General features: G+C 43.6%; 18 protein-coding genes and 2 pseudogenes. 14 read left to right on the forward strand and 6 right to left on the reverse strand.

Annotation, left to right across the window (positions count from 1 at the left end):
- From JMW85_RS06195 to lipB, 3 genes and pseudogenes are all read right to left on the reverse strand, one after another.
- Nucleotides 1-297, reverse strand: a pseudogene (locus JMW85_RS06195) (hypothetical protein); the annotation flags it as partial.
- 161 nt (nucleotides 298-458) lie between these two features.
- On the reverse strand, nucleotides 459-989 hold the full coding sequence (locus JMW85_RS06200) for an inorganic diphosphatase (protein ID WP_010198287.1): 531 nt from the start codon (nucleotides 987-989) through the stop codon (nucleotides 459-461).
- Between the two features lie 208 nt (nucleotides 990-1,197).
- Complete coding sequence (lipB, locus tag JMW85_RS06205) at nucleotides 1,198-1,980, reverse strand: lipoyl(octanoyl) transferase LipB (protein ID WP_201559795.1); 783 nt, start codon at nucleotides 1,978-1,980, stop codon at nucleotides 1,198-1,200.
- Between the two features lie 602 nt (nucleotides 1,981-2,582).
- Here lipB and JMW85_RS06210 point away from each other — a divergent pair.
- The 6 genes and pseudogenes from JMW85_RS06210 (at nucleotide 2,583) to pncB (ending at nucleotide 12,189) form a co-directional block, all read left to right on the forward strand.
- A complete protein-coding gene (locus JMW85_RS06210; protein ID WP_176393036.1) occupies nucleotides 2,583-4,067 on the forward strand; it encodes a coniferyl aldehyde dehydrogenase in 1,485 nt (494 codons plus the stop codon).
- A 349-nt stretch (nucleotides 4,068-4,416) separates the two neighbouring features.
- On the forward strand, nucleotides 4,417-6,348 hold the full coding sequence (locus tag JMW85_RS06215; protein WP_201581260.1) for a glycine betaine ABC transporter substrate-binding protein: 1,932 nt from the start codon (nucleotides 4,417-4,419) through the stop codon (nucleotides 6,346-6,348).
- 75 nt (nucleotides 6,349-6,423) lie between these two features.
- Nucleotides 6,424-7,332, forward strand: a complete 909-nt coding sequence (locus JMW85_RS06220; protein ID WP_087814393.1) for an ATP-binding cassette domain-containing protein — start codon at nucleotides 6,424-6,426, stop codon at nucleotides 7,330-7,332.
- 289 nt (nucleotides 7,333-7,621) lie between these two features.
- Nucleotides 7,622-9,436: a bifunctional peptide-methionine (S)-S-oxide reductase MsrA/peptide-methionine (R)-S-oxide reductase MsrB gene (msrAB, locus tag JMW85_RS06225; RefSeq protein ID WP_087814394.1), complete on the forward strand. Its 1,815-nt coding sequence runs from the start codon at nucleotides 7,622-7,624 to the stop codon at nucleotides 9,434-9,436.
- A gap of 327 nt (nucleotides 9,437-9,763) precedes the next feature.
- Nucleotides 9,764-10,860 (forward strand): annotated as a pseudogene (locus tag JMW85_RS06230) (RNA-guided endonuclease InsQ/TnpB family protein).
- An 87-nt stretch (nucleotides 10,861-10,947) separates the two neighbouring features.
- Nucleotides 10,948-12,189 carry a nicotinate phosphoribosyltransferase gene (gene pncB / locus JMW85_RS06235; protein ID WP_087815655.1) on the forward strand — a complete coding sequence of 414 codons (1,242 nt, stop codon included), beginning with the start codon at nucleotides 10,948-10,950 and terminating at the stop codon, nucleotides 12,187-12,189.
- Nucleotides 12,190-12,201: 12 nt separating this feature from the next.
- Here the strand turns inward: pncB and xseB are convergent, their stop codons facing one another.
- The 3 genes from xseB to JMW85_RS06250 all read right to left on the reverse strand — a co-directional run bounded on the left by xseB (nucleotide 12,202) and on the right by JMW85_RS06250 (nucleotide 14,629).
- On the reverse strand, nucleotides 12,202-12,450 hold the full coding sequence (gene xseB / locus JMW85_RS06240) for an exodeoxyribonuclease VII small subunit (RefSeq protein ID WP_045446121.1): 249 nt from the start codon (nucleotides 12,448-12,450) through the stop codon (nucleotides 12,202-12,204).
- 62 nt (nucleotides 12,451-12,512) lie between these two features.
- Nucleotides 12,513-14,027, reverse strand: a complete 1,515-nt coding sequence (gene xseA / locus JMW85_RS06245) for an exodeoxyribonuclease VII large subunit (RefSeq protein WP_201553717.1) — start codon at nucleotides 14,025-14,027, stop codon at nucleotides 12,513-12,515.
- A gap of 233 nt (nucleotides 14,028-14,260) precedes the next feature.
- Nucleotides 14,261-14,629 (reverse strand): hypothetical protein, encoded by a 369-nt coding sequence (locus tag JMW85_RS06250; protein WP_045446124.1) that lies wholly within the window; start codon nucleotides 14,627-14,629, stop codon nucleotides 14,261-14,263.
- Between the two features lie 314 nt (nucleotides 14,630-14,943).
- Here JMW85_RS06250 and JMW85_RS06255 point away from each other — a divergent pair, with 314 nt between their 5' ends.
- The 8 genes from JMW85_RS06255 to JMW85_RS06290 all read left to right on the forward strand — a co-directional run bounded on the left by JMW85_RS06255 (nucleotide 14,944) and on the right by JMW85_RS06290 (nucleotide 22,521).
- Nucleotides 14,944-15,603 carry an alpha/beta hydrolase gene (locus tag JMW85_RS06255; RefSeq protein WP_087815651.1) on the forward strand — a complete coding sequence of 220 codons (660 nt, stop codon included), beginning with the start codon at nucleotides 14,944-14,946 and terminating at the stop codon, nucleotides 15,601-15,603.
- A 128-nt stretch (nucleotides 15,604-15,731) separates the two neighbouring features.
- Nucleotides 15,732-16,832 carry a cell division protein ZapE gene (gene zapE / locus JMW85_RS06260; protein ID WP_087815649.1) on the forward strand — a complete coding sequence of 367 codons (1,101 nt, stop codon included), beginning with the start codon at nucleotides 15,732-15,734 and terminating at the stop codon, nucleotides 16,830-16,832.
- Between the two features lie 189 nt (nucleotides 16,833-17,021).
- A complete protein-coding gene (locus JMW85_RS06265) occupies nucleotides 17,022-17,666 on the forward strand; it encodes a nitroreductase family protein (protein ID WP_087815646.1) in 645 nt (214 codons plus the stop codon).
- A 177-nt stretch (nucleotides 17,667-17,843) separates the two neighbouring features.
- Nucleotides 17,844-19,139, forward strand: a complete 1,296-nt coding sequence (locus tag JMW85_RS06270) for an NAD(P)H-dependent glycerol-3-phosphate dehydrogenase (protein WP_201553718.1) — start codon at nucleotides 17,844-17,846, stop codon at nucleotides 19,137-19,139.
- A gap of 84 nt (nucleotides 19,140-19,223) precedes the next feature.
- Nucleotides 19,224-19,682, forward strand: a complete 459-nt coding sequence (locus JMW85_RS06275; protein ID WP_087815644.1) for a SixA phosphatase family protein — start codon at nucleotides 19,224-19,226, stop codon at nucleotides 19,680-19,682.
- A gap of 230 nt (nucleotides 19,683-19,912) precedes the next feature.
- Nucleotides 19,913-21,169, forward strand: coding sequence for a type II secretion system protein GspL (gene gspL, locus JMW85_RS06280; RefSeq protein ID WP_087815642.1), 1,257 nt, complete (start codon nucleotides 19,913-19,915; stop codon nucleotides 21,167-21,169).
- Nucleotides 21,170-21,234: 65 nt separating this feature from the next.
- The gene (gene gspM / locus JMW85_RS06285) at nucleotides 21,235-21,810 is read left to right on the forward strand and encodes a type II secretion system protein GspM (RefSeq protein ID WP_087815640.1); all 576 of its coding nucleotides are present in this window, start codon (nucleotides 21,235-21,237) and stop codon (nucleotides 21,808-21,810) included.
- A gap of 165 nt (nucleotides 21,811-21,975) precedes the next feature.
- Nucleotides 21,976-22,521 carry a DUF4870 family protein gene (locus JMW85_RS06290; protein ID WP_227675917.1) on the forward strand — a complete coding sequence of 182 codons (546 nt, stop codon included), beginning with the start codon at nucleotides 21,976-21,978 and terminating at the stop codon, nucleotides 22,519-22,521.
- Nucleotides 22,522-22,590: the final 69 nt, after the last annotated feature.

The raw sequence follows: 22,590 nt of genomic DNA on the forward strand, positions 1-22,590 counted from the left end.
GACGCGATTTTTTATCAGATGTCCAGCTTCATCCTCAGCACCTTGCTCTCTATCAAAGCTAATAGCATGGTTAGGAATGCCTTGCTTGCTGGCGATAGTGTTGAGTTTTTGCTGCTGCTTCACCTTTAGTTGTGTCTCATAGGCATCAATCCTATTCTTGGCGTCATCCATACTAATGTCTTCATCTGCCGCCAAAGTTTTGATCGCCATCACTAAATTGTTTTTTTCGATCATCATGATGACGTCTCTTGGCAGCTTTGGGTTGACTGGTTTTGAGCTAGGGTCGGGGTTAAACATGACTGTCCTTATGGCGATATGAAAAATAGGCATCGATAGTGTTGATTATTATAACCATTTTATAGCAGTAATATTCAATCAAAAAAATACCGCAATCACGATAATGACTGCGGCATTTTAATAGCTATCCTTTATTAGCATTTCTGCCAATTTTTGATAGCCTATAGGTCTTTCCAGCGTTGGATAGACTCTTTGATGACTTCTTTTGCTTCTGCAACGTCGCCCCAAGATTCAACGACCGTAGTGCCTGGTTTTTTCAGATCTTTATAGTGGCTGAAATGGAACTCTAACTGGTTGATTAGCTGCTTTGGTAGATCCGCTAGGCTGTTATAAGCGTTGCCTGTATCACGGTCGTCAGCAGGTACGACGACGATCTTGTCATCGACTTCGCCATCATCAACGAACTTCATCACACCAATGACTTTGGCTTTTAAGAAAATACCAGTTGGTAGCGGCTGCTCAGTCAGCAATAACACGTCAAGCTCATCACCATCTTCGTCAAGCGTTTGCGGTATAAAACCATAGTTACAAGGCTTGGCAAAAATCTGTGGATCAATACGATCAAGCTCAAATACCGCCAGTTCACGATTCCACTCAATTTTATGGCTGCTACCAGCTGGGATTTCTACTACTACGTTGATAATGCCGCCGTCTACATCGCCTGCGTCCAAAATTTTGTTAAAATCTGCCATAAAGTACTCCAATTTGCTTTTGTTTTAAGTGCTTGAATAATAAGTGATGATAAAAGAATAACGTTGCGGCACTGCGATATTATCACTGTGCCCAATATGTGCCGCCTGCGATTATAACAAGTTTGACTCAAATTTTCTCACAATGCTTAAGTCTAAGCGTGCACGATATTATGCAAAAAAAGATTATGCAAAAACGGACCTAAAGACCTCACTTGGGTGCGAGTGCGCGTAGCTCAATGAGTCCAGCATGACGCTTAGCAATGTTATCAATAAGTTTTTGGGTCACTTGTTCATAGCTTAAGGCTTCACCAGTTTGTTCATCTGACTCTTTTTGCATAGCCGTAAAGTCGGATAACCGTAACATTTGCATCCCCGCATAGCCGCACGGATTAATCGCATTAAATGCGGATAAGTCACAATTTAAATTAAGCGCGATACCGTGATAGCTAAATCCATGTTTAATTTTGAAGCCTAACGATGCCATTTTTCCAAGCATCATTTTATCATCCGCTACAGATGTATCAGCATATAGATAAACACCGGGTGCGTCACGGCGCGCATGGGCGCTGATGGCTGTTGTGTCTGATGAAGCAAGATTTTGCAAACAGTCATTGATGACGTCTTCGATTGCTTGCTCGGCATGCGAGACCAAGTTGCGCACACTCCAGCCCAAGCTATTCAAATCGAACAACCAATAAATAACCAGCTGCCCGTGACCATGCCATGTCACTTGACCGCCGCGATCCGTTTTTATAATAGGCGTATTGGTACGTTGCAAGATGTGCTCTTCTTTACCTGCTTGCCCTAAAGTATACACATCATTGTGATCGACAATCCATAATTCGTCAGGTGTGCGCAGTCCTTGCTGTTTTTTTAAGTCAATACGTGCAAGTGTACGTGCTAGCATCGCATCGAGAGTGGGAACGTAATCGGCTGTTGTTAGAGATTTGCTGATCAGTGTGTCATTAAGCTGTTGCGTGGTGTTTTGCATGAGAGTCGCAGTCTTATTGTGGTCTGGTTCGAAGAGGTGTATCACTGATATTTAGTCGTGATATCGATAGTGAGTGTAGCAGTTTTTGCGATTGGTACCCAAGATTATCTCTGGTCACGCTGTAAAACTCAACAATCAAAACACTGATAAATGCCCTAACGGAGTAGCCATAATAAGCAAAAGTTCTCAGTGCTTAATATGAAATTTCTAGCATTGTGATGCGTGTTTATAGACACTTATTTCATACAGACGCAGGAGTCAACTTAATGTGCTGTTCATTGATTCGTTGATGCGCTACATTAAAGTGCAATGAATGGAATCGCATTACTTATGTTCAGGGGTTGCCATCAATGCAACCCGCTGATTAGGGCGTGTCCTTAATTCAATAGATTACTTTCTAAATGGGCTGAAAATGGCTAAATTTTGCCAAACATCGTCAAATAGCTTCTTAATATCTCGATATTATTTGCGCTACTTTCCTTGTTTGACGGCAATTTATCTCATGTTTATCACCATTTTTAAAATGAGGATAAGCCCTAGAAATACAGAGTCTCTAACCCAATAGAGTATATTGACTCCAACGCAGATGACAAGGAAGATAAATGACAGATAATAATCAAAACATGAATGAGCAGACCTCAATCGACACGGATATGTTGCAGCAACCTGCGCCAAAATCGCCTAGTATTGCTAATACGGTTGATGAGATGCGAGCGCAATTTTTACGCTTACAAACACTCAGTCGCACGCAGCCAATCAATGACTGGGCCACTCGTGAAACCCAACTAGACAGTCTAGAAGTCATGCTTAGCGATAACCAAGCCAGTTTCGCCAAAGCGATCAGTGCCGACTTTGGTTATCGTAGCGAATCAGAGACCCAGTTTGCCGAGTTGTTTCCTAGCTTTACTGGTATCAGTCATGCCAAAAAGCACGGTAAAAAATGGATGAAAGTTCAGCGGGCTTCTATTTCAGCGCTGTATATGCCAGCTCATAATGAAATCCAGCCTCAGCCATTGGGCGTGGTTGGTATCATGGTGCCTTGGAACTATCCGTTATTTTTAGCAGTAGGACCGATGATTGATGCACTCACTGCTGGCAACAGAGTTATGATCAAGATGAGTGAAGCGGCACCGCAATTTGCCCAAGCATTTGCCAGTGCGATTGCTCGTTATTTTTCACCAGACATGATTTGTGTAGTACTGGGTGAGGTAGACATTGCGGTTGCTTTTAGTGAGCTGCCTTTTGATCATCTGCTTTATACGGGCTCTACGGCTGTGGGCAAAAAAGTCATGGCGGCGGCGGCTCCTAACTTAACACCCGTCACGCTCGAGCTGGGCGGTAAATCACCGGTCGTCGTGTTAGAGGGCGCAAACTTAGAAAACGCCGTCAATCGTGTGATGATGGGCAAAACACTAAATGCGGGTCAGACCTGTATTGCCCCTGATTATGTACTGATTCAGCGCCAATATCATGAAGAGTTTATCCGTTTAGCAAAAGAGTGGATGGAAAAGCACTATCCAAATATTGAGAGCAATCCAGATTACTCACGTATTATCAATGGCGAGCAATTTAAGCGTGTCAAAGGCTATCTAGATGCATTATCGAGCGATGGGATCCATAAGCTCACTGATGCTGAGTCTAATATCGAAACGCGTCTAATGCCGCCTGTCATCGTGAGTGAGCCTGCCCCCGATAGTGATGTGATGCAGGAAGAGATTTTTGCGCCGATTTTGCCATTGATGCATTACGATACGCTTGATGATGCCATTCATTTTGTCAACGAGCGACCACGCCCACTGGCGTTATACGTTTTTGGTGATAACTATAACGCCCTAGAGAAAGTACGTAACAATACGGTCTCTGGTGGCCTATGTATTAATGAAGTGCTGATACATGTTGCCCAGCATGACTTACCGTTTGGCGGGGTTGGCGATTCAGGAACGGGGGCTTACCATGGTAAAGCGGGATTCGAGCGTCTTAGCCATATGAAACCAGTATTTGTACAATCCAAGTTAAATGGGTTGAATTTGTTGTTGCCACCTTATGGCGGGTTGTTTAAAAAAGCCATGGCAATGTTTTTAAAATAACAAATGCTAAAGTGAGCAAAGTTGACATAACTTTCGTTCAAGTAAACAAAAATACCTAATCATTGTGAGCAATCATATAAGCAACTTTAAAAAACAGCATCTATCTCAATAGGTGCTATTTTTTTGTATAAAAGTAAGCGATAAAAAATTAATGAGCATTTGTCATCTTGTCTATAAATCGCTACACTTTGTAGTGAGCCTAAACGATAGTAGTATTAGTTTTAGATGAAGACGTTGTCTAGTCTTCAACGACTGAATGAGTCAAAAGCAATACACGCTTGGCGTAAAGCAATAATGTTATTGACTTGGGCGTTCATTTCCATAATAAAAATTATAAATAGGACATCTTATGCGCCAATGGATTGCGTTAAGTTTACTATGCATGAGCGTGCTGTTACTGCCAGTATCGGCATCAGCAGCCTGCGACTCACCAATCAAATTTGGCGCTCTGACATGGGAGAGCGGTCAGTTTATCTCTGGGGTGCTTAAGTACATCGCTGAAGATGGCTATGATTGTACAATTGAAGAGGTGCCGGGTGCTGGTCCTGCACTCGAAACGGCATTGTCACAAAACGACATTCAAGTGATTGGGGAGCAGTGGGTTGGACGCTCGCCAATTATGGAACAAGCCATCGAGCAGAATAAAGTGGCAGTCATCGGTGATACGCTCAAAGGCGGCGCAACTCAAGGTTGGTATGTACCCAAATATGTATTAGAAGAAAACCCAGGTCTACGCAGTTATCAAGATTTGCCTAAATATGCTGAGCTGTTTAAAGATCCTGAAGACCCTAGCAAATCACGCTTTATGAATTGTCCGTCTGGTTGGACGTGTGAGATTTTCAATACTCGCTTGCTGAAGAATACAGGTTTGGACAGTATCTTTAATAATGCCCATCCCGGCACTGGGGCAGCGCTCGACGCTGAGATTGCCTCTGCTTTTGAGCAACATAAGCCACTACTGTTTTATTACTGGCAGCCTACGGGCTTGATGGCAAAATATGACTTTGCGCCATTAGAGTTCCCTGCCCATGATGACGCTTGTTGGCAAGATTTGTTACGAGCGGATGGCACCGCCGATTGTGTGTCTGGCTTCCCTGTCTCACCTTTAGGTATCGCAGTATCTACCCCCTTTATTGAATCCAATCCAGAGCTTGCTGATGTCTTTAAAAAAGTTCAGTTTAGCTCCGATGAGCTCAATGGTGCTATCTTGGAGATGAGTGAAAATAAACGCAGTGGCGATGAGCAAGCACTAGCATTTTTGCGTAAATATCCGAGCGTCTGGCAAGCATGGTTGTCTGATGAAGCAGCCAGTAACCTTGCGGCTAAGCTAGGCATCAGCTTAACGGGCGAGGCTATCACTTCAGATGCAACCGTCTCTAGCACTAATCGAGCGACCTCATTATCGAGCTTTCCTTCTTGGTCACTTGAGACGCCGCTTAATAATACATTAGCAAGCGTTGTCCAAAATTATGGCGATGTGTTTCGTACTGTCAGTACCATGGCGTTAACCTATCTATTGCTACCGATTGAGCGTCTATTAACCACTATGCCGCCTTGGCTTATCATTGCGCTTGTGAGCGTATTGGCATGGTTTGGTGTCCGTAAAATCTGGTTTGCACTGGCATGCGGCGCAGGACTTTTTCTCATTGGTGCATTTGGACTATGGGGCGCATTGATTGATACCTTGGCACTGCTCATCGTATCAGTGTTGGTGACCGTCGTGATTGGTATTCCTATAGGCATTGCTATGTCGGGCAGTAAAATTCTTCGCAAGGTTGTGACGCCAATACTGGATGTGATGCAGACCATGCCAAGTTTTGTCTATTTGATACCCGTATTAATGTTATTTGGGATTGGCAAAGTGCCTGCGTTATTTGCCACTATTATTTATGCCTTGCCACCACTGATTCGGCTGACGACATTGGGGATTACCCAAGTCAATCATGAGATGGTCGAAGCAGGGCGCTCGTTCGGTAGCACACACTTGCAGCTGCTCATTTGGATTAAATTGCCGCAAGCATTACCCAGTATTATGGCGGGCGTGAATCAAGCGGTGATGATGTCGCTCTCTATGGTGGTGCTCGCGTCTATGATTGGCGCACCGGGGCTTGGTGAAGATGTGTTGCAATCGATTCAAACGCTTAATATCGGTCAGGGCTTGCAAGCAGGTACGGCGATTGTCATCGTTGCAATTATCATTGACCGTATCACCCAAGCGTTCGGTCAAGGCAAGCGTGCTTGGCAAAAAACCATCGATGCTGGCAGGCATCCCATTGGTTAATTATCAGTGCCCTGGTCGAATGTTCAACACGCCCTAATCATAATGATAACTAGAAAAATAAAAATGAGAGCCATCATGAATCATATTCAATTGGAAAATATCAGCAAGATTTATAATGCCAATAGCTCGCAAGCAAAGTCTGCATTGGCATTACTAGCAGAAGGTATGGATAGTATTCAGGTAAAGGAACAAACAGGCTATTCGGTCGGGCTTTATGACATCAATTTAAGCGTTAAAGCAGGTGAGCTGCATTGTATTATGGGCTTGTCAGGTTCAGGAAAATCAACCTTGATACGCCATATCAATCGTTTGATTGACCCAACCAGCGGTAAAATATGGGTTGATACTTCTATTAATGCTAAGCCGTCTACTATTGCTAAGCCCTCCACTAATGCCAAACCCTCTGCTGATGTATTAGAAAATGGAAGATCATCGTCTGCTATTAATATTTTAGAGCTAAATGATAAAGCGCTACAGCATTATCGCCAGCAGACACTCAGTATGGTTTTTCAGCATTTTGGTTTGGTGCCACATATGACGGTGCTGCAAAACGTCGCTTACGGCTTGCGAGTGCGAAAAATGAGTATCAAAGAACGCCACGAGGTTGCTCGGCATTGGCTTAATGAAGTTGGGCTAGCAAATTTGGAGAAAAGTTACCCTGATGAGCTGTCAGGAGGGATGCAGCAGCGAGTAGGGCTTGCGCGTGCCTTAGCAACCGACAATCAAATATTGCTGATGGACGAGGCTTTCTCTGCCCTTGATCCCCTTATTCGTGCCCAATTACAAGACCAACTACTTGAGCTACAAGCACGGCTAAACAAAACCATCGTCTTTATCACTCATGATATCGATGAAGCGATTAAGGTCGGTCAGCGGATTAGTATTTTAAATGGCGGGCGTTTGGTACAAACGGATACACCCAGTGAATTACGCCACAACCCAGCTGATGAGTATGTGGCGCAATTTATGCGTGCCAAAATTTAATTTAAAAATAATACGACGTTTTTTTAAATGCTGTTTTATAAATTACACCTGCAAAATGATAGATTTCTGTCTATATCATTATTCTTACACTGGTGTTAAAAAAGTGTAGCAACCCCTTAGTTACTATTAAAGTAAACTCCATCATCGATGTATACTATTAAGATACTCTAATAGTGTATTAGCTTTGCTAAAATCTTGATTTATCCACTCTCATTGATTACGTAAGAAGATCATGAGCGAGCATAAAAACTCAGTTTATGATCGTAAGACTTCGTAAAAAGGACCTCGCATGCCGCATAAGAAAATTCGCCATAATGATCATAGTCATACTAATAAGTTAGCGACAGACTCACCATGTGATTCATCACGTTGGCTAAAAAACATTAGTGCCGTTGGTGTCACGACAGTACTGAGTGCTGGCATATTGGTCGCTTGTGGACAAATGAGTAGTGCGGAGAGCAATGCAAGTAGCACGACTAAATCAGCCAAGCAAAACAGTGGAGTGACTAGCTCACGTGACATGCTGCCTTCCGATATGCTTGGACAAATGCGAGCGCTGCCGCAATTGACAAAAGGCTTAGGTGACACGGGCACAGCAGTCATTGACCCTAATAAACCGACATTGATTAAATTTTGGGCAAGCTGGTGCCCATTATGTTTGGGTACGTTGGCAGAAACCGAAGAATGGCGCACCGATCCCAAGTTCGCTGATTTAAATGTCGTGACTGTTGTCAGTCCCGGTCATCTAAACGAAAAAGCCGATAGCGACTTTAGCACTTGGTATGCAGGCGTCCAAGCAGACTATCCAAAGCTACCAGTATTGTCTGACGCTTCAGGCGAGCTGATTAATAAACTTGGTGTGCAAGTTTATCCAAGCTGGGCGATACTCGATAAAAGCGGCAACTTGGTGCATTTGGTGAAAGGCAATATATCGGCAGAGCAAGCCTATGCCCTTGCTGAAAATGCCAATAATGATTTTGCTGAGCTTAAAGCAGGGAGTGCTAAACCAGCAAACGCGCAAACCTTAGACAACAACAGCAAGATTGAAACCATCAAACAAAAAGAGGGCGTTTATTATAACGATAAAGGCAAAGCGATTAATACGCGCTCAATCTACTTGGCGGGCGGCTGCTTTTGGGGCGTAGAAGCTTACATGGAGCGCGTCGAGGGTGTGGTCGACGCTGTATCAGGCTATGCCAACGGTGATACCGCCAATCCAAGTTACGAGCAAGTGATTCGTGGTTCAGGTCATGCCGAAGCCGTCAAAGTCACTTACGATGCGGATAAAACAGACCTTGATACTATCTTAAAATACTACTTCCGCGTGATAGATCCAACCAGCCTCAACAAACAAGGCAATGATCACGGTGTGCAGTACCGCTCAGGCGTTTATTACACCGATAAAGAAGATAAAGCAGTGATTGATGCTGCCCTCCAACGTGTGCAAAGCCAGTATAAACAAAAAATTGTAGTAGAAAATGAGCCGCTAGACAATTTCTACTTAGCTGAAATGTACCATCAGGATTATCTGGCAAAAAATCCAAACGGCTATTGTCATGTTGATTTAAGCCTTGCCGATGATAAACCAGAAGGTACTGCGCGTACCAAGCTTGCACCTGTAAGTACCGTTGCTGAGACTTTAAATCCTAAGCGTTACGCAGGATTTGATAAAGGCGCGCTCAAAAACACCTTGACCAAAGCACAATACAATATCACGCAAGATGCCGGTACTGAGCGCGCCTTTAGCCATGAATATGATAATTTATTTGCGCCGGGTATCTATGTCGATGTGGTGAGCGGTGAGCCTTTATTTTTATCAACTGATAAATACCAATCTGGCTGTGGTTGGCCAAGCTTTACCAAGCCGATTGACATGCAAGTCATTACCCAGCATGAAGACACCGCTTTTAATATGGTACGCACTGAAGTTCGCTCGCGAGTAGCAGACTCACATCTGGGTCATGTATTCCCTGATGGGCCAAAAGATCGTGGCGGGCTGCGCTATTGTATCAATGGCGGGGCGCTACAGTTTATTCCAGTCGATGTGATGCCGCAGTCAGGCTATGCGCCATTAGTGAAGTTGGTTAAGCCTGCAAAACCTTAATTATTAATACTGATAATCGACTTTATATAGAGACGTTAAGATAATTCTTAGCGTCTTTTTTATGATTGATGCCTTGAGCATAATTACTATCACAGCATGATGGTTCGTTTTATTATCGTTGTATTTTTGCTGTTATAGCCGTTGAATTATGAAAAACCAACCAAACTTCGTTATACTCAAAAGCTGAGCGTTTTCTATTATTAATACTTTTATCATCTAGCGCCGTAAAACCACGTCCTTCTAGGGCGTGGATATCAGGCGTCAACCGTTGTCACCTAAGATTGAACATACCTTGATAACCAAATACATTGAGATCATAATTACCCCATGAAAACGCTCAAACTACGCATCAAAGACAAACATGCCACTCAGCTAAATATCTTAGCGGGGTCGGTTAACTTTGTCTGGAATTACGTCAATGAGCTAAGTTTTAAACACCTCAAGCGTACTGGTCAATTCTTTTCGGCTTATGATTTGGCTACTTACACCAAAGGTGCGGGTGAATATCTAAACCTACACAGCCAAACCTTACAAGCAGTGACCGAAACCCATGCCAAGGCTCGTAAACAGTTTAAAAAAGCCAAACTCAACTGGCGCACCAATAATCCTAAAGCCAAACGTAGTTCTCTTGGTTGGATTCCGTTTAAAAAGACCGCTATTAAGCATATCAGCACCCGCCAAAGTGGTAAAAAGTGTCTAAAAAGCACCCTGCAATTCAGCTTAGCTAAAGGTAAAAAACTCACTATTGACCTATGGGACAGCTATAACTTAGCGCTCTACACCATCAATACTTGCGAATTGGTACAGGACCATCGCGGTCACTGGTACGTCTGTGTGACGGTTAAAGAATTTCCAAAAACAGCGTGTGGCACTGGTCAAGTCGGTATCGATTTAGGTTGCAAAGATTCAGCAGTCAGTAGTGATGGCGACAAACTACAAACCAAAGTCACTCATCAATATGCTGAAAAACTGGCCATTGCTCAAAGAGCTAAGAATAAAAAGCGGGTCAAGGCCATTCACGCCAAGATTAAAAATACCCGTCAAGACCTTATTCATAAATTCACATCAAAGCTTGTCAAAGCCAACAGCCTAATTGTTGTTGGTAAAATAAAATCAACATCATTCACTAAGGGCAAACTTGCCAAATCCGTCTATGACGCAGGTTGGTTTGAAATTAAGCGGCAACTGGATTATAAATGCGCGAACGCAGGTTGCCACTATATCGAAGTGAATGAAGCGTACACCACCCAAACCTGCTCGTGTTGCGGCTCTCGCCAAGACAGTCCGAAAGGTAGATCAGCGCTTGGTATAAGAGTATGGTTTTGTCGTTCTTGTAAAACGACCCATAACAGAGATGTTAATGGAGCAAAAAACATTCTCGCGGTCGGGCTTGGCCGTCTTTAGTAGGAATCCCCCTCCTTTGAGGGCGGGGAGGAAGTCAAAGTTATGTATACCTATTTCGTCGCTGGATTTGTTTGGCGGCTTTTCATTTTTGTATTTAAGGCTGTAACATGACCGTTACTCATACCTCTAAACCTTTCGAACCTATTATTACCTCTTTACTCGATAATGATTTATATAAATTTACGATGCTGCAAGCCATGCTGCATCAGTTTCCACAGACACATGGTGTGTATCGCTTTCGCTGCCGTAATAATAAAGACACGCTGTATCCATTGGCTGATATTAAAGATGATCTAGAGCAGCAGTTAGACAATTTATGTGAATTACGATTTTTAGAGGATGAACTAGAGTACTTACGTGGTTTGCGCTTTATGCGCTCAGACTTCGTTGACTATCTAGAATTGTTTAAGTTGAAACGTCGTTTTATTACCGTCAGTACGGATGATAAAGGTCGCTTATTTATCGATATCGAAGGACCGATGATTCAAGCGATGTTCTTTGAAGTGTTTGTACTCGCCATCGTTAATGAGCTGTATTTTGATGCGCTATCGAATGCCAGTGTGATTGAAGAAGGGCAGCGCAGATTGGATGAAAAAGTCACATTGTTGCATCAATATGCGACAGAGCAGGCAAAATGTGATGCTAATACCCCGCCATTAATTATCGCTGATTTTGGTACTCGTAGACGTTTTAGCAAAGCTTGGCAAGCCCATGTGGTTGAGACTTTGCATAAAGCGGAACCAAAAATAGTGAGCGGTACTTCCAACGTGTATTTAGCAAAAAAGCTGGGAATGACGCCAATCGGTACGATGGCACATGAATTTATGCAGGCATTTCAGGCTTTGGATGTGCGTTTACGTGATTCACAAAAAGCGGCGCTTGAAGCGTGGGTGCATGAGTATCGAGGCGATTTGGGTATTGCGCTGACCGATGTCGTTGGGATGGATGCGTTTTTACGTGACTTTGATTTGTATTTCGCTAAGCTGTTTGATGGTTTACGTCACGATAGCGGTGACCCGTATATCTGGGGTGATAAGGCGATTGCTCATTATAAAAATCTTAAAATAGACCCAAGAACCAAGATTTTAACCTTTAGTGATGGCTTAGATTTGGATAAAGCTTGGGATTTACATCAGTATTTTAAAGGTCAAATAAAGACCAGCTTTGGTATTGGTACCAACCTCACCAATGATATGGGTATCACCCCGATAAATATTGTCTTAAAATTGGTGGAATGCAATGGGCAGCCAGTCGCTAAACTGTCAGACAGTCCAGGCAAGACCATGATTAATAACGACACGTATCTTGCCTATTTGCGCCAAGTATTTGAAGTCGACGAGCCTGAATAGAATTGACTTAACTTAACTGTCGCTATTCTCTGTTTTATCTTCTTCTTCAGCAAAAGCGGCATCTAGTGCTTGCTGTACCGCATTGATACGGGTTTCGCAAACGCGATAAGCAGCAATCGACTCTTCAACAGTCGTCATCAGATTATCAATATCTGGCTCATCTTGTTGCTGTAATTCAGCGGCATTGGTTTTTAGAATATCATAAGCCGCTTTAAAGGTTTTTGGGGCGGCTTTTTTGCGTTTGCGAGTAGGGGTTGTCATAAGGTTTCCTAATTTTAAAATAAAGTCTTTGATTAAGTTGAATCGACGGTAGGTTGTACTTCTTATTTATTAATATTTACGTCAATAATCTGTGCTTTTGCTTTACCGTCTTTTAAGAGAATGTGCACCGTTTGTTCTGGATGGAGCTGCGTACCGCTGGTCAGTATTTGCTTGTCTTTTGCATCAGTAAGCATGGTATAGCCTTGCTTGAGCACCCGAGAAGGACGGTGCAGGAGCACAATATCACGCAGATGTTCGCTATCACGCTGTGCTTGTATTAACTGCTGCTGTGCGGAATGCATAATCGTTTTTTGGTTATTTTGACTGGCGCTAGCAGCCACTGTTAACTGCTGATAGGCAGCCGCTTGAGTCTGTGTGCGTAGCTCGCTGGTGAGTCTGGCGGCTTGCTTGACTTGGCGCTGAGCGCTTTGCTGAATACTACGCCACGCATAATCACTGTCTTTTTGCAGAGCGGTTAATTGACCAATTGTTTGTGATTGTATTTGGCTCAACTGGCGTGTCGTTTGTTGTGCAGCGGTGCTTAATTGACGCTGAGCAGCTTGTTTTATTTGCGCTTGGTATTGCAGCGTTTGAGTGACGAGCTGGGCTAAATGCGTCATGATAGCGGCAATCACCTTTGATGGGGTATCAAAGCTAGTATGCGCGACTTCATCTAAGATCACTTTATCACGCTCGTGACCAATGCCAACCCAGACAGGGATAGGCTGCTCGGCAACCAATGCTGCCAATTCATAATCATTTAGATAGGCTAAATCACCGACCGCACCGCCGCCACGAATAATGACTAATAAGTCTGGCAGGTGCTTATAAGTATCAAAAAACTGCTGCTGGGCGTTAACGATTGCTTGGCGGATCTCGCTTGGCGCATGATTACCCTGAAAGGTCGCATTATGATAATGGAAATGACAGGCACCTGTGCGCGCTAAGCGATCAGCGTCGGCTTGAAAATCGCCTAATCCAGCGGCTTTTTCAGGGGCAATGACCAGCACATGCTCAATATCAAATGGAACAGGCAGCTGTTGATTCAGGTTTAATAAGCCTTCTCCCGTCAAGCGGTCGACCATCTCTGCATACTGCCGCGCCAAGTCGCCTAACGTGTAGCTAGGGTCAATATCTTCAATAGTGAGAGAGAAGCCATATTGCGCATGGAAGCCTGCGGATACTTTGAGCAATACTGTCAAATCACGATCAAGGGGCATGCCAGTTGCGCGCTCAAATTTTGCTAAGACGCGTGCTGCTTTAAAGCGCCAAAGATTGCCGCGGCAACTAGCAATGACCTTACCGTCATCATCTTTTTCTGCCAATTCAAAGTAATAATGCCCGCCTTTACTAGATAGATTGCGAATCTCTGCTTTTACCCATACACGGTGGTTAAAGGTCTGTTTGATAACCATATCAACGGCTGATAAATAGTCACTCAACCGCAGAACGGTATCTTCTAAATTGACTTCTATATTGTTTTCTTGCTCAGCTAACTCGGCTTCCAAGGTCGCTAAATCTTTAGCAGGCGCTAATACCTTAGCTGGTTTCATATTTGACAGGTTGGGTTTGCGCATAATAATAGACCAAAAGTGAGGGAGCTTAAAAACGAGCTGTTTATAGAATAAGAGTCATAAAAAATCAGAAAGGATAGTTTACCCCAAAAGCGAGCACACAAAAAGAGAAGCCAACCAGTCAGCGACTAATATATTCTTATCGCTGATTGGTTCGCTAAATACTTTGTTAAATAACAAGATACTTTATTAAATAACGAGCCGCCAAATAAGTGCTTTATGAAATAATAATTATTTTATTGGCAACGAAAGTTGATTTTATACTCGTAATCGTCATCACGTGATAAGTTCGGCGAGCCCGTACCAAGGATCGTACCGAGGACGGCACTGGCTTGCCCAATCATCCGACCGGTATTTTCATCTAAAATACCGTTATAAGTGACTTTGTCATCGACGATAATAACTTGCTTACCTCTGCAAGTCTTTTGTGCGCTGTCTATCGCATTTTGCTGTGCTTTTACTTTGCTATCGGCGATGCCAGTCGTCTCATAAATAGAGTTTGCACGCTGGATAACTGGTGATGAAGGCGTAGTTTGGCAAGCACTTAGGGCGAGTGCTGCCGCCAAAGTAGCAGTCAGTGCAGCGGTTTTATTAATAGTATTCATAAACGATTCCTAATGTCTGTCAGTCATATATAAAGTTGAATATCACAGCAAAGTTGAGGATACGCCATGCACGTATCCGTCCATAGGTGGCTCAACAACTATGATGAATCTACCCTATTCGGCTCTGGGGTGTCTAGTCGGTTATTGTGTGCGGTATTGCAGAGACCGCACATATTCATCATATATTCATAGGCGACGTTTACTTATGATGAGCGAAAATGAAAATAAGCGGTACTATGACACAGCAAATCACTTGAAATATAAACCATATCTAGGATAATTGACCTATTCATTTTTAATCAATAAGTAATTTTATGCCATTAATTCCTGCTCCTGCTGGCGTGCTCGAAGTCGACGCGCTTTGGCAACAAGATAATCCTAACAATCCAAATACCGATACAGTGGCGTTACTGTGTCATCCCAATCCGTTATTCGACGGCACGATGAATAATAAAGTGGTAACGACGATGTATCGCTTTGCTCGTGATAATGGTATGCACGTGGTACGCTTTAACTTTCGCGGTGTCGGGCAGTCGACTGGCGAGCACGATTATGCGGATGGTGAAGTCGTAGATGCAATGACCGTGCTACAATGGATTGCAGAGCAAACCAATGCGCGCAAGTTATGGTTGGGTGGTTTTTCTTTTGGCGGTTATGTGACAGCACGGGTGGCTGAGCAGGTACTTGAAGCCCCTCATATTTGGGGGCTAGGCGATTTTGAGATTACTAAAATCGCCCTTATTGCTCCATCCGTTGAAAAAAATAACAGCAGTGATATAAGCTTGCCAGCCGATAAAACTTTTGAGATTTATGGCAATGCTGATGAAGTGATTGACCCTGATAATATGCAAGCATTTGCGGAGCGATTAGGAATTGCTGTCAGCGTTGTAGAGGGCGCAGGGCACTTTTTTCATGGACGTCTGTCAGAGTTGAAAGGCTTATTAGAAAAGCATACCTTTGGTAGCGACGCTTAGTTGTTACCTAGTAATATTAGGATAGAGAACCGCTATCAAGTCATGAGCTCTGATCGCTTTACTTTGACGAGTTCATGCAGAATCAACCATTACCTTACTATTTATTTTGTCTAATGATGAGTCGTATTATGAGTTTATCTCCATTGCAACGTTACGAGCAAGCCGTCAGTACAGATGAGTTTACTCGAGATGAGCAGCAATTTAAGGCCATGAGCTATCTTGATGAGATACATCATCAGCTCATCAATAGTGCGCCACAGAAGAAAAGCTTTTTTGGCTTTTTAAAGTCCAAGCCGACAGCACCAACGGGGTTGTATATGTGGGGCGGGGTAGGTCGTGGTAAAACATGGATGATGGACATGTTTTATGATTCATTGACCATTGATCGCAAGATGCGTCTGCATTTTCATCATTTCATGCAGCGCGTTCATCAAGAGCTAAACAAGCTGCAAGGTGAGAGTGACCCATTAGAAAAAGTCGCCGACATCATTTATGCAGAAGCGGTTATTATCTGTTTCGATGAGTTCTTTGTTTCTAACGTTTCTGATGCCATGATTTTGGGTGATTTATTTACCATGCTGTTCAATCGTGGTATTACATTGGTCGCCACCTCAAATATTGAGCCATCAGGATTGTATAAAGACGGCTTACATCGTGACCGTTTTATGCCCGCTATCGCTGAAGTAGAGCGTCATACTACGGTGATGAATATCGATTCTGGTATCGACTATCGTTTGCGCGTATTGCAGCAGGCAGAGCTATATGAGTCGCCTATGACGAAAGCGAATCATCATTGGTTAGCCAACCGTTTTGCCAGTTTATCCAATAACCAAAAAATCAGTAATGAGCCAATTACGATTAATGGTCGCGAAATTAGAATTAATGCTCGCACTGAGGATATTTTATTCTGTGATTTCCGTCATTTATGTATGGAGCCACGATCAGCATCTGATTTCATCGAAATCGCCAAGCAGTTCAGCACAGTATTGGTCAATGCCGTGCCTGCCTTAGATGATGACTTACGTGATCCGACCCGTCGGTTTATTTATCTGGTTGATGAGTTTTATGATCGCCGTGTTAAATTGCTGGTTAGAGCGCAGCAGTCGATTTTGGACCTATATCAAGGAGAGAAATTGGCGTTTGAGATTGAACGGACACGCTCGCGCTTACTTGAGATGCAGTCAGAGGATTATCTGCGCATGGAGCATCGGGTCGATGATGCGGCATAATTAAAGCCTCTTCATAGCCGATGATAATCTACAAGTTGTCGATTAAAACACTCATGGTTTTCCATTCAAGTCATTCACACTCAATATTGATATATATTCGTTTGACATAACGTGTTTTTTGACAGTATTGAGAGCCAACCAAAGCATTGGTTTTTTGCATAAAAAGATAATAATAAATAAGGAGCGGTAATGACTACATCCGACGAAAATGATAAAAAACTGTCGACCAAAGACATCACCACTAACAGTATGCCGATTAGCAGTGAAGAAATGATTGGCTGGATCAATTCAAGGCGCAGTATGGGCAATTTGGATACGCCAGCACCCACACATGCCCAAATCGAAACAGCGATTGAGTGTGCGGCGACAGCGCCAGATCATAAAAAACTGCGCCCATGGCGTTTTATAGTGACACAGGGGGACGCCCGTCATGAATTGGGCAATGCCTTGGTCGCAGCGGCTCAAGCTAAAGCGGTGCAAGAGGGCGAAACGCTGTCCGAAAAGGACATCGTAAAAACTCAGGCCATGCCATTAAGAGCGCCCGTCATCATCACAGTTGTCACAAAAATACAAGCGCACAAAAAAGTTCCTCCTTTTGAACAAATGCTAAGTGCGGGTGCAGCTGTACAAAACCTGATTTTGGCGCTAAAAGCCCAAGGTTTTAGTACAGTGTGGCGTACGGGACTGCTATGTAATGAAGCTGCTGTTAAATTATATTTTGACGTTGGTCCAGATGATTATGTGACGGCTTTTGTTTATACTGGCACCAGTCCCAAAAATGAACCCGCCCGTAAACCGATTGATATCGAGTCTTTAGTGCGATTTGAGTCATAATATATCTAAGCGCTGTTTAGTGGCGCTTTTCTCTTGACGAATACCGCTCTCTAAGAAGACAGTCGGTCGTGTAGCAAAAAGATAGATAGCCTCAATACTCCAAAGCGTCATAAGTCATGATAAATAACCCATGATAAATTCTATTAATAATAAATCAGCCAATACGGATAACAGCAAATGACCAGCCCTAATGAGAGCAATAAAGACATAAGTAGCGATAATACTGAGGTGAATACGAATGCCCCTGAAAAGCAAAACAGTCTGCTGGCAGGTATCATCGAACGTGCTACCAAATCGGGTATTGGTCGTAAAAAACTCAATCCTAGCGCGGTAGAATCAGCAGTGGCAAAAAACATGGCGGATATTCACAGCAATCCTACCAAGCTACGTTTGGCGTTTCTAGGCGGTGGTAGTTTTGGTACAGCAATGGCAAACTTGGCTGCACGCAATGGCTGTGATACCACGCTATGGGTACGTAACAAGCGTACGGTAAAAGCGATGATAAAAACGCAGACCAATAAAAAATATTTACCAGGTTATAAGCTTGATGACAGCCTTAAGTACAGCCATGACTTGGCAGCAGCCGTCAAAGACAAAGATATCGTTTTCATCGCTGTGCCTGGCTTAGCTTTTCGTGAGACCCTAAAGAATATTGCACCATTTATCAGTGGTCAGTCTATTGTGTCATTGACCAAAGGTATGGAGAAAGATACTTTTGCCATGATGAGCGACATTATTAAAGATGAGCTACCTGAAGTGAATTTTGGTGTCATGTCGGGGCCAAACCTTGCGATAGAGATCATGAAAAACATGCCATCGGCGACCGTTATCGCCAGTGAGTCTGAGCCCTTGCGCCATGCCGTACAAGCCGCATTACATAGTGCGTTTTTTCGAGTGTTTGCCAGTGATGATGTCAAAGGTGTGGAGCTTGGCGGTGCGCTAAAGAATATCTATGCGATTGCCATGGGAATGGCGGCGGCCTATGATGTCGGTGAAAATACCAAGGCAATGATATTGACTCGTGCTTTGGCAGAGATGAGCCGCTTTGGGGTTGAGGCGGGTGCGAATCCGCTTACCTTCTTAGGATTGTCTGGTGTGGGTGATTTATACGCCACTTGTAGCTCAGAGCTCAGTCGTAACTATCGTATCGGCAACATGCTCGGTCGCGGTATGAGTATTGAGGCCGCGGTGAAAAAACTCGGTCAAACAGCTGAAGGGGTCAATACCATTCAGCAAGTGCATGAGAAAGCTACCAAAGAAGGCATCTACATGCCTATTACCCATGCATTGTATGCGGTCATTTATGAAGATAAAGCAGCATTAGGTGTGGCGTTACATCTCATGGAAGCGGGCTTCCGTAGTGATGTTGAATTTGTAATGGCACATGATCATAGTAATGCGGCGCTAACTGCGCAGATGAAGACGTCAAGCGATAGCACTGATGATGAAAGTGGCGATACTGACAGTAAGTAAAAACCCCAATGTTAAATGATGACGTTGTTCTAAGAATGATTATTCTGCAAACAACGTCATCATGACAATGCATAAAGGAAGGTTATGAAAATTATACTAGTACGTCATGGTCAAGCAGAAGATGAGTCGCGCCCAGACAGCGCGCGCCAGTTAACTGACTTTGGTCAACAGCAAGCAATGCAGACGGCAGAGTATGTGATGACTCACTATCATCCTGATTATTTTGTCGTCAGTCCCTATGATAGAGCACAGCAGACGCTAGCAGCATTTCAGACGCGCGCGCCCAAGGTTCCAGTAATCGTACAGCAAAATATCACGCCTTCTGATGATGCGCGTCAAGCCTTAATAGATATTGCGAATATTGACGCTGAGTGTCTGGTAGTGGTGTGTCATATGTCTATCGTTGCTTATATCGCTGGTTTATTAACCGGTGATTATCCTGAATCATTTTCTCTTGCAGAAGCAAGGGTGTTTGAGATGGAATTTGTAATGGCAGGTATGGCAAAAGAGATTGATCGTTTTGTGCCTGAGCAGCCGTATTGAGATTAGGTCGAATCGTCAGTGATATTGTTGACACTTAGTCTATTGATGCTTAGTGGTGTTAAACTGGCTAAGTAAGGGTTGGCTACTAAAATTTCAGTCGCCAATGCATCAGGTTTTAGCTATTACAGGAGAACAATGATGATAACAAACCAACCTGCATCAGCATGAGATTGTCTGAATCCTATCTTATCCTACATTTAAAGCAGCTTTAATAATTAAGGACACGCTTAGTGTTACATGTTTGGTTACGAGCGCAGCATAGCCCGCTAGCTGTCTGGCATGAAGATATTCAGCAATGGCAAACGGTCGATGGTTGGCAACAGCTACAAGCAATCTATGGTAATTATAAAACCAATGCACAGAAGACTTTGTGTCTATACTTTCCATCAAGCCATATATTGCAGGTAGATACTGAGCTGAATGCGACTCAGCTTAAACAGCTGGGCAATAGCGGCAAGCAATACTTGTTTGAAGAGACATCCTTGACCCCTGTTGAGCAATTGGCGATTCGGCAAATCAGTGAAGCTGATAATCACCAACTGTATGCACTGGCGCAAAGCGATATCGAGTCATGGCAGCAGAGTGCTAAGCTCGCTGGCATGAGCATAACGGCGTTACTGCCTGATTTTTTATTGCTGCCAACGCCAGATGAAGGGGCAGGTCAGCAAGTAACACTGTATCAAGATGAGCAAACCATGCTACTGCGTCAGTCATTGCGACAAGGTATGGCTGTCAGTTATTTGCCCTTGATCTTTGAACGTTTCCCGCATTTAAGTGAAGTGAATATATTACCGCCCATAACGGCTTTAGATGATCTTTCAAAGCCAACAAATTCGGCAATGCCCACGAGCTTTATGGCACAAACGGCCGCGCTTGTTGCAGATCATCAGTTATTATTAACCACATTGACCACGCCGCCCAAGCCTGTTGACAGCCCTGAGCGTCACGCGCTTAACTTCTTTATTAAATCAACGGACTCAAAGCTCTCACCGTATTTGCGTGTGGCAGCGATGGTCGCGTTATCGGCACTGGTATTACAGATGGCGACCGATGGCCTGCAGTGGTATCAGTATAGTAAGGCGACGGTAGCGACCAAAGCTGAGATTGCGGCGCAGTATCAAGCTTGGTTTCCAAATGAGCCATTAAGCTCGCGCACCAAACTGCAAGTGCAATTGCAACCAAAGCTGCGCAGTGACAGCCAAGCACCAGCCTCTCATATGGCAGCATTGACTCGTATATCCCCGTTAATCAAACAGTCTTCACTGCGGGCGCAAGCATTAGTGATGCAGCCATCAGCACTCAGCTTTACCTTGATTGCCCCTGATCGTAATAGTCTTGATAAGTTTACGAGCACACTTGTTGCGCAGGGTTTAAATGCCAAGCTTGCACAGGTAAACAGTAATGAGCAAGGGCAGTTTAGTGGTCAAGTTACGGTGAATGTCGTAGAAAATAATGACACTACGCAAACCAATGTAGCGGCATCATAATTTATTTGCCAACTAGGCAACGGTAATAAATAGGCAGTGGTAATAAAAGTCAAAAAGGTTGGAAAATGAAACGATTGCAGCGCCGCACTAAACGTAATAACATCACGCCAGAGACCAGTAACAGTATTGGAACCAATGTGCTGTCAACGCGTGTAAATAATTTTCAACAGATGCTATCGTTACGTTGGCAGGCACTTTCGCCACGTGATCAGTTGGCATTGGCCGTATTGTCTATGTTCTTATTATTGTTCATTGGGGGCTATGGTGGTTATAGTATTCATCAAGCGGCAAACGATAGTAAGCGCGACTATCAAGAGCAAGTGGCTGATTACTTTTGGTTGCGTGCCCAAGCTGGCAATATCGATAGTAATGCGATCAATGCGGCAAACACGGCGGATGGTGAAGCCGCCATGCCACCTGCCAATAGTATCAGTGCATTGTTAAACAACTCAGGTATTGCCAACGCTCAAGTCGTTGCGACGGGTGATGCTGTGCAACTGAGCTTCAATCATGCCAGTCAAGCGGTGGTCAGCACAGCACTTGGAAAGCTGGAACAGCAAGGCTGGCAGTTCAGTCAGCTATCGATACAGCAAGACTTGGTTACCAAAGCCATTCAAGTACAAGCGACTGTCACCTCATAAATCGATATGCTGTGGAAACTGGAAATATTTTACTCTTTATCTACTATTGCCCCAAATTAACTAATCATCAATTTCTAAAATAGCCATTTATCATTAGCATCATTGAAAAATTGCACGTTTGACACAATTGATTAACTATCACACAGCCAGAGATGGATATTTAAGATGAATCAATCTTCTGATCGCAAACCTGACACACGTAGCCATCAGCAGACCAGAACTGCTGAACACCAGAGTAATGCGTCAGTTGAAGCTGCATTTGATCATGAAATGACTCAGCAAAGGCAGAGCTATGGGGCGAGTGACAATATGAGCACTGGTAAGCGCCGTTCTTTAATCACTTATAATCATATTACTTATTTTTTATACGTAATCAGCTATTTTACCGCTGGATTACTGTGGGTTGTACCAATTGTGATGAACTATGCGAAGCGCCATGACGCAGAGGGTTCGTGGTTGTCCACGCATTTCGATTGGCAGATTAAGACCTTTTGGTATAGCATCGTGTTTTTCTTCTTAGGCATCATTATCATTACCTTTGCATTAGGGGGTTTTGGCATCAGTATGCTGGCTGATAGCAATAATATTGCCATTGGTTCGGTATTATTAGCGGTATTTGGCCTGCTAATCATGATTTTTACCTTCATATGGCATCTTTATCGTATCGTCCGTGGTTGGATAGCCCTGACGGATGGTCGTCCTGTACCTTAGGGACTTTAGAATACATCTGTCAGCTCCTTAGCCAATATGTAGGTATAGCTATTAGTACTCTAATACAGA

This window comes from Psychrobacter glacincola, assembly GCF_904846075.1.
Lineage (GTDB): Bacteria > Pseudomonadota > Gammaproteobacteria > Pseudomonadales > Moraxellaceae > Psychrobacter > Psychrobacter glacincola_C.